Genomic DNA, 5,848 nt, shown 5'->3' on the forward strand with positions numbered 1-5,848 from the left:
CGGGCCACACTGACTCCGTCCTGTAAAGGTCGTGGGGCTCTATGACAACCATATCGGTGAGCCCGATCAGATCCCCAGGTTTAAGGCTCTCGACATCTATTCCAGCGAACTTCTCCCTCCAGAAGGGTGTCGTTTCCAGGGCTTCCCTCAGGGTGTAAGCAAAGTCTCTCAGGCTTTCCCGGCCCGTCCTTCCCATTACCAACCCCATAGAATGCCACCGTTGAAGTTTCGAACTTCATTCTATTAATATTTAACGGAATTCCAGAAACACCGAACGGCTAGAGTTTCCGGATAAACCTTTTATAGTGGTTCGTCATAGTAACCTACCATGATGTATGACTCCATAATCCCTGTAATCGAGGACGACCCACTGGGTGTTTCTGAGGAGTTCACAAGGGACTACCTGAGGAGGATTTTTGAGTTTCATTTTAAGAGGACTCCCTACTGGAGGAAAGTCGCGAGGAAGCTAAAACCAGACCTCGATGAAATCTTTCAGGGAAGCATCAAAGAGGTCTTTGAGAAGGTCTTCAACGCCGGCCTCATGGTTGATGAGGACTACCTGAGAGCCAACTGGCCCGAGTTCGTCCCCGAGAACTATCCCGGAAGGATAAGATTCTACCAGTCCTCGGGGACGACAAGGGAGAGGGCAATCGGCCACTGGGACGGAGACTATCTTCGTATTCTCCTCCCCTATATGAGGAAGGCGATTGATGAGCTCTACCACCTTGATTCAGATTACAGTGGCCACCAGATGCGCGCCATTGCCCACGGCCCGTACGGCTGGTACCAGGACGAGATAAGCGAGCTCGTGTGGAGCTATGGGGGCACGCTGTACTTTATCGGAATGGAGACTGAGGGCCTGAAGAGAGTTCTGAAGGAGCAGGGGCTGGATGCCGTCCTGAGGCTCCTCGACCCCCTGACAAGGTACACCCACAGGGTCATGGAGAGGGATATGGTAAACACCGTGAGAACCGCCCCCCAGCTGATGACCCTCTTCGAAAAATACAGCGAGGACATAGAGACCGCGATGGTGAGTGGCGTCGGGGTAAACGAGGGCTTTCTGGACTACCTGAAAGCAACCTTCGGTGGAACCAAGATAATCCCCCTCTACGGCTACTACCTCTTCGGTGACCTCGTTGGCATCTACAGGAACGGGAGGTTCCACTACTACTCGAACTACCCAGTCACAATAATCTTCCCTCTTAAGAGGGAAGATGGGTTCAGGGTCGTTAAGAGGGGAGAGCGGGGCACGACGGCCTTCATAATCGCCCGGCCCGAGGTTCTAGTGGTAAAACTGGAGAGTGAGACGGCAGAGCGCGTTCCTCCAGCAGGTCCATTCAGGTGGGACGGCTTCGGTGAGCCAAGCAGGTAGTGAGAGCATGGACTGGACGTACTCCCTGCTCATGGTGGAGTTCATTGCCGTCGTGCTGGCCGACATAACGGCGGCAGTCCTGATCTTCAGGATATACCTCCAAAACAGGAGGATTTCAGCGCTCGCCTTCTCCCTAGCATGGATTTTTGACCTGATATTCGTCCTCGCCTCGGTGAATACCGGCAAACCCTTCTTCGATATAGCCGGCCTCGTTGCACTTCCAACCTTTAGCGGTCTCATCTTCTACGGCTCTGTCAAGTTCCTTGAGGAGGAGTCTCTGAGCGTCAGCCACAGGACGCTGGCCCTCTTCTCAATGATGCCGCCGACCTTTATGGTGTATATGCTCTACGTGTACCACTACACCGGAGACGCCCTCTGGACGGCCACCGTGGCATCCTCTCTCGGCATAAGCGGGGTCTTCGTCGTGAGCGGTGGGATGCTACTCTGGGAGGTCAAGGAGGTGTACAAAAGCGCCATCAAATACCTCTCAGCCGGGGTCATACTCTTCGGCATACACTTAGTCCCCGCGGCGATATTCGGCAAGATCGAGTTATACAAGGTCGTTGGTTTTACATTCTCGACAATCCTGATAGTCTTCATGGTCTGGGCGATGATAAACCTGACATCCTCAAGGGCCTTCAGGTTCGCCGGCATCAACGGGGAAGCCGAGATTGACTTCAAGCCGGGGGTAATGATGCTCGACACCAGGGACTATCCCCAGATTAAGGAGCGCCTAAAGAACGTCCCCGTCCTGGCATTCCTCCGGGATGCCTCTGACATCCCGGAGAAGTGGGAGGCCTACTTCGTCACCACGGTTCCCTTCCAGGGGAACTTCAAAGGGACGATAACGCCCACGAACCTAGCCAAGATGACCGAGCTGACCTACCAGTACCTTGAGGTCCTCTCTAAGGCAGGGAAGAGGGGTGTAATCCTGATAGACTGCTTCGAGTACCTTATGGTCTACAACTCCTGGGAAAGCCTCATGAAGTTCCTCTCAAAGCTCAGGGACATAGTCCTCGTCAACAAGGGGACGCTAATCATAGTGCTCGAAAAGGGAGGCCTGAGCGAGAACAGGTACGCCCAGCTGAGGAAGCTCCTTGGGTGAAGGTTTTATAAACCTAAGGTGAACTCTTTAATGCCCCCGCGCGAGGACCCCGGGGAGAATGAACCGGGGGGCGATGCGGGGGGCTACAGCCCGGTCTCAGCGAGGTCCCCGTGGGAGGGTCTTCCGCGTTACGGAGCGTGATGACCGCGGGAAACCCAGGCCGGGTACAAGCCCGCCTGGGTTAACCCGTCTGATTCTGCCGTCGGGCTGGGATGAGGACGGGGGTTACGGGCGGGCCACACTTTAGGGATTTTCCAGAATTTAATTACCTTTTTGTATGGTGTGCAAAAACTGAAGAGCAAAAGTTATTAAGGATAGGGACTAGATTATAACACCATGATAAGAGCGGACTACGTTAATGTTCCTAAGGGAGATGTCGGCAAGGTGATTCCCTGGCTCACTGAGAACCCCCTGCGCGAGATAATGGACAGGAGGAAGAGAGAGGCGGAGGAGATCCTCCGCGAATTCGCTGAAAGGGAAACGGAAGCCCTCAAGCTCCTCCCGGAGGAAGTCAGGGAGTTAATCAAGATACCCGACGTCAGGGAGTTGCTTGAGGACTATTAATAAAGCACCACCTCTACCCCTTCTCCCTCAAGGTAGCCCTCGCTGTCCTCGGGGATCAGGATAAAGCCGTTGCTACCAACTAGGGAGCTTATTATCCCGCTTCCCCTCTTTTTGATAGGCCTTGCCTCGCCCTTCTCATACCAGACCTTGACGAACTCACAGCGACCGAGCTGGCTGGAGACTCTTTCCTTCAGCCTTGCCCTGACACGAACCTCGTAGTTTCTAGCCCCCACTAGCTTGGCTAGAGCGTGCTTGACATAGAGGTGGAACTGGGCAAAGACCGCCACAGGATAACCGCTCATCACGAATACCCTCTCGCCGTAGCCTATTGGTCGGCCAGGCTTTATCGTTGTCCCGTGGAAGAGCAGTTTGATGAACCTGTGGGCGAAGTCCGTATCACCGAAGGCTGAACCGCCAGTAACGAGGACGAGGTCGTTCTCCTCCTTCGCCCGTGAAATGGCCTCACCTATCAACCTTTCATCGTCTGCTATGATGCCGTAAAACACCGGCTCACCAAAGTACTGCCTTACAAGCCCCTTGAGCATCACTGAGTTGCTCTCAAGGATTTTGCCAGCCTTCAGTTTCTCCTCGTCGAACTCCTCTATAAGCTCGCTCCCGGTGACGATTATTCCGACATGGGGCTTCCTCTTCACCTTCACGCTCTTAAATCCAGTTGCCTTGAGCAATGCGATATCCTGTGGCCTCAGAACCTGCCCCTTTTTAAGGATTACCTCCCCCTTCCCAACATCCTCCCCGGCGAATGCCACGTTCTGGCCCGGCGCAACGGGGCGGAGAACCCTGATGACGCCTCCCTCGCGCTCCGCCATCTCCTGCATGAGGACGGCGTTGGCACCTTCTGGTATTTTGGCCCCGGTGGTCAGCTTTACTGCAGTTCCCGGCTCGACCTTCGCCCCGCTCTCTTGCCCGGCTACAATCTCGTCGATTACCCTAAGCTCGACCGGGCTGTACTCCCTAGCCCGGAACGTGTCCTCTGCCCTCAAAGCGTAGCCGTCCACCGCCGCCCTGTCGAAGGGAGGAAGGTCTATCGACGAGACCACGTCCTCGGCGAGAACCCTCCCGATGGCATCCTCAAGGGAGACCTCCTCCACTTCATTTATCTCCTCGATGTCGTTAAGCAGAAGCTTCAGCGCTTCCCTGTAGGGGGTGAGACGCTTGAATTCCCTCATTTCACTCCCTCCCATGCTTCAGCACGTGGCCGGCCTCCTTCAGGATGATCTTTACCCCGGTTCTCGCTGCCCCAAGACTCCCCGGAAGGCAGAAGAGGGCCATAGCTCTTCCGGAGCTCCTGATTATCCCCGCAGTAGCTCTCGTCATGATCGCTGAGGTCCCAATCTCCTCGTAGCTTAGAAGCCTGAAAACCTCGCCGAACCCGGTGAGCTCCTTGTCAAAAAGTGGCCTGAGGCTCTCTACCGTCACGTCCCTGCTCGCTATCCCCGTCCCGCCGGAAGTCACAACCACGTCGGCCCCGGCTCTAAAGGCCTCCACGATTGCCCCTATTATCTCCATCTTCTCGTCGGGGACAATCCGGTAGAGAACCCTCTCGTGTCCGGCCTTTTCAAGCTCCTCCAGAAGGAACTTTCCGCTCCGGTCTTCTTTCTCACCCCTGCTGGCGGTATCGCTGACAGTTACGACGGCAAACCTGAAGGTTCTGGGTGCCTCCCTCTTGTGCTCCTCAACACCCATGCTACCACCCGGTTAAACTTGAACTTGGGCTTAATAATGTTTTAGCAAACGGAAGCGTTTAACGGGAAGGGTTATATTCCCCGTAACCAAGGGAAGTGCATGAGGTTCAGGCACTTCATAAAGCCCTTTCCACGGCCTATGCTCGTTCTCAGCAACGCGCCCCACCGGGGAGGGCTAAGCAGGGGCAACGGCTTCTTCTTTATGGGAGTCCCCAAGGACTACTCGGGCGACTACAGAAAAGACTGCTTGGCCTTCGAACGGGAACACGGCTTGAAGGATTTTGTCGGCTTCATGACAGCCGCGGACATAGAGAAGGTTCTCTCAATCGCCAAAAGCGGGAACGTTACGGCCTACGTAACAGCTGGAATAACCAACCCGGCGATAGCGGGCGAAGAACCACCTCCCTGGAAGCCGGGCACGATAAACATCGCCCTTGTAATCGAGGAAGGATTAACGGTCGGTGCGATGGCCAACGCCATAATGACCGCAACCGAGGCGAAAACCTACACCCTTCTAAAACTCGGCTACAATGCAACGGGAACGACGAGTGACGGGATAGGGATTTTCGCCTTTGAAGGAAATAAGGAGTGGGCGGGAACCGCTACAGAGCTTGGCTTGAACATCGGAAGGGCCGTTAGGAAGGCGCTGGAAGAGAGTTTGAGGAAGTGGGAGGAGATGAGAAGGGCCAGCGATAGCCCTTAAGGATCTCCTCCTGTTTGCGGAAGAATGGAATTACAAGGACAGTATCGGGGGAACATAACCGGGTTATAGGCTAGAGGAAGGTTAGTTTTGGTTGAACTTCATTTGTTTGAGAATTAACTTTCTCATGCATTTGGTTGTTAACCTTTGGTTTAAATAATGCTTATATACCACAAACTATCATAATTTAAGTGCAAAACCCGTTGGGGGGGTCGATGAGGAGGCGTGCGTTACTGGCCATACTCGTGGTCTTACTCCTCATCGGGGCGTACGGAGCCTACGTGGTCAGCTACCCCAAGTACCCAGAAGTCAAGGGCTGCGTGAACCCGTTTGCAGTTACAAAACCAGTGAGCAAGGTTCAGGAAAACTGGTCAAAAGTTCACGTGTTCTTCAAGCTGGTTACG

6 protein-coding genes and 2 pseudogenes are annotated in these 5,848 nt (G+C 54.4%); 5 read left to right on the plus strand and 3 right to left on the minus strand.

Annotated features, from left to right (window positions below; genetic code table 11):
- Window positions 1–208 (minus strand): annotated as a pseudogene (locus MVD07_RS07055) (long-chain fatty acid--CoA ligase); the annotation flags it as partial.
- 120 nt (window positions 209–328) lie between these two features.
- Between MVD07_RS07055 and MVD07_RS07060 the strand changes: the two are divergent.
- The 3 genes from MVD07_RS07060 to MVD07_RS07070 all read left to right on the plus strand — a co-directional run bounded on the left by MVD07_RS07060 (window position 329) and on the right by MVD07_RS07070 (window position 3,041).
- Window positions 329–1,372, plus strand: a complete 1,044-nt coding sequence (locus MVD07_RS07060) for a hypothetical protein (RefSeq protein ID WP_297500089.1) — start codon at window positions 329–331, stop codon at window positions 1,370–1,372.
- On the plus strand, window positions 1,356–2,477 hold the full coding sequence (locus MVD07_RS07065) for a DUF835 domain-containing protein (protein ID WP_297500091.1): 1,122 nt from the start codon (window positions 1,356–1,358) through the stop codon (window positions 2,475–2,477). Before MVD07_RS07060 ends, MVD07_RS07065 begins: the two co-directional genes overlap by 17 nt.
- 336 nt (window positions 2,478–2,813) lie before the next feature.
- Window positions 2,814–3,041 carry a hypothetical protein gene (locus MVD07_RS07070; protein ID WP_297500094.1) on the plus strand — a complete coding sequence of 76 codons (228 nt, stop codon included), beginning with the start codon at window positions 2,814–2,816 and terminating at the stop codon, window positions 3,039–3,041.
- On the opposite strand, the gene glp is transcribed toward MVD07_RS07070, so the two are convergent.
- Together glp and MVD07_RS07080 are read right to left on the minus strand one after the other, a co-directional pair.
- On the minus strand, window positions 3,038–4,228 hold the full coding sequence (gene glp, locus MVD07_RS07075) for a gephyrin-like molybdotransferase Glp (protein ID WP_297500096.1): 1,191 nt from the start codon (window positions 4,226–4,228) through the stop codon (window positions 3,038–3,040). The two genes, MVD07_RS07070 and glp, sit on opposite strands and share 4 nt — an antisense overlap.
- Window position 4,229: 1 nt before the next feature.
- Complete coding sequence (locus tag MVD07_RS07080) at window positions 4,230–4,745, minus strand: molybdenum cofactor biosynthesis protein B (RefSeq protein WP_297500099.1); 516 nt, start codon at window positions 4,743–4,745, stop codon at window positions 4,230–4,232.
- A 99-nt stretch (window positions 4,746–4,844) separates the two neighbouring features.
- Between MVD07_RS07080 and MVD07_RS07085 the strand changes: the two genes are divergently transcribed.
- Together MVD07_RS07085 and MVD07_RS07090 are read left to right on the plus strand one after the other, a co-directional pair.
- Window positions 4,845–5,447, plus strand: coding sequence for an adenosylcobinamide amidohydrolase (locus tag MVD07_RS07085; RefSeq protein WP_297500102.1), 603 nt, complete (start codon window positions 4,845–4,847; stop codon window positions 5,445–5,447).
- A 212-nt stretch (window positions 5,448–5,659) separates the two neighbouring features.
- Window positions 5,660–5,848: pseudogene (locus tag MVD07_RS07090) on the plus strand (hypothetical protein); the annotation flags it as partial.

The sequence above is a fragment of the Thermococcus sp. genome, from assembly GCF_027008145.1.
Lineage (GTDB): Archaea > Methanobacteriota_B > Thermococci > Thermococcales > Thermococcaceae > Thermococcus.

Excerpts from the sequence above, each read along its gene's own strand:
- MVD07_RS07060 (WP_297500089.1), top strand. The coding sequence starts at position 329 with ATGATGTATGACTCCATAATCCCTGTAATCGAGGACGACCCACTGGGT.
- MVD07_RS07070 (WP_297500094.1), top strand. The coding sequence starts at position 2,814 with ATGATAAGAGCGGACTACGTTAATGTTCCTAAGGGAGATGTCGGCAAG.
- glp (WP_297500096.1), bottom strand. The coding sequence starts at position 4,228 with ATGAGGGAATTCAAGCGTCTCACCCCCTACAGGGAAGCGCTGAAGCTT.
- MVD07_RS07080 (WP_297500099.1), bottom strand. The coding sequence starts at position 4,745 with ATGGGTGTTGAGGAGCACAAGAGGGAGGCACCCAGAACCTTCAGGTTT.
- MVD07_RS07085 (WP_297500102.1), top strand. The coding sequence starts at position 4,845 with ATGAGGTTCAGGCACTTCATAAAGCCCTTTCCACGGCCTATGCTCGTT.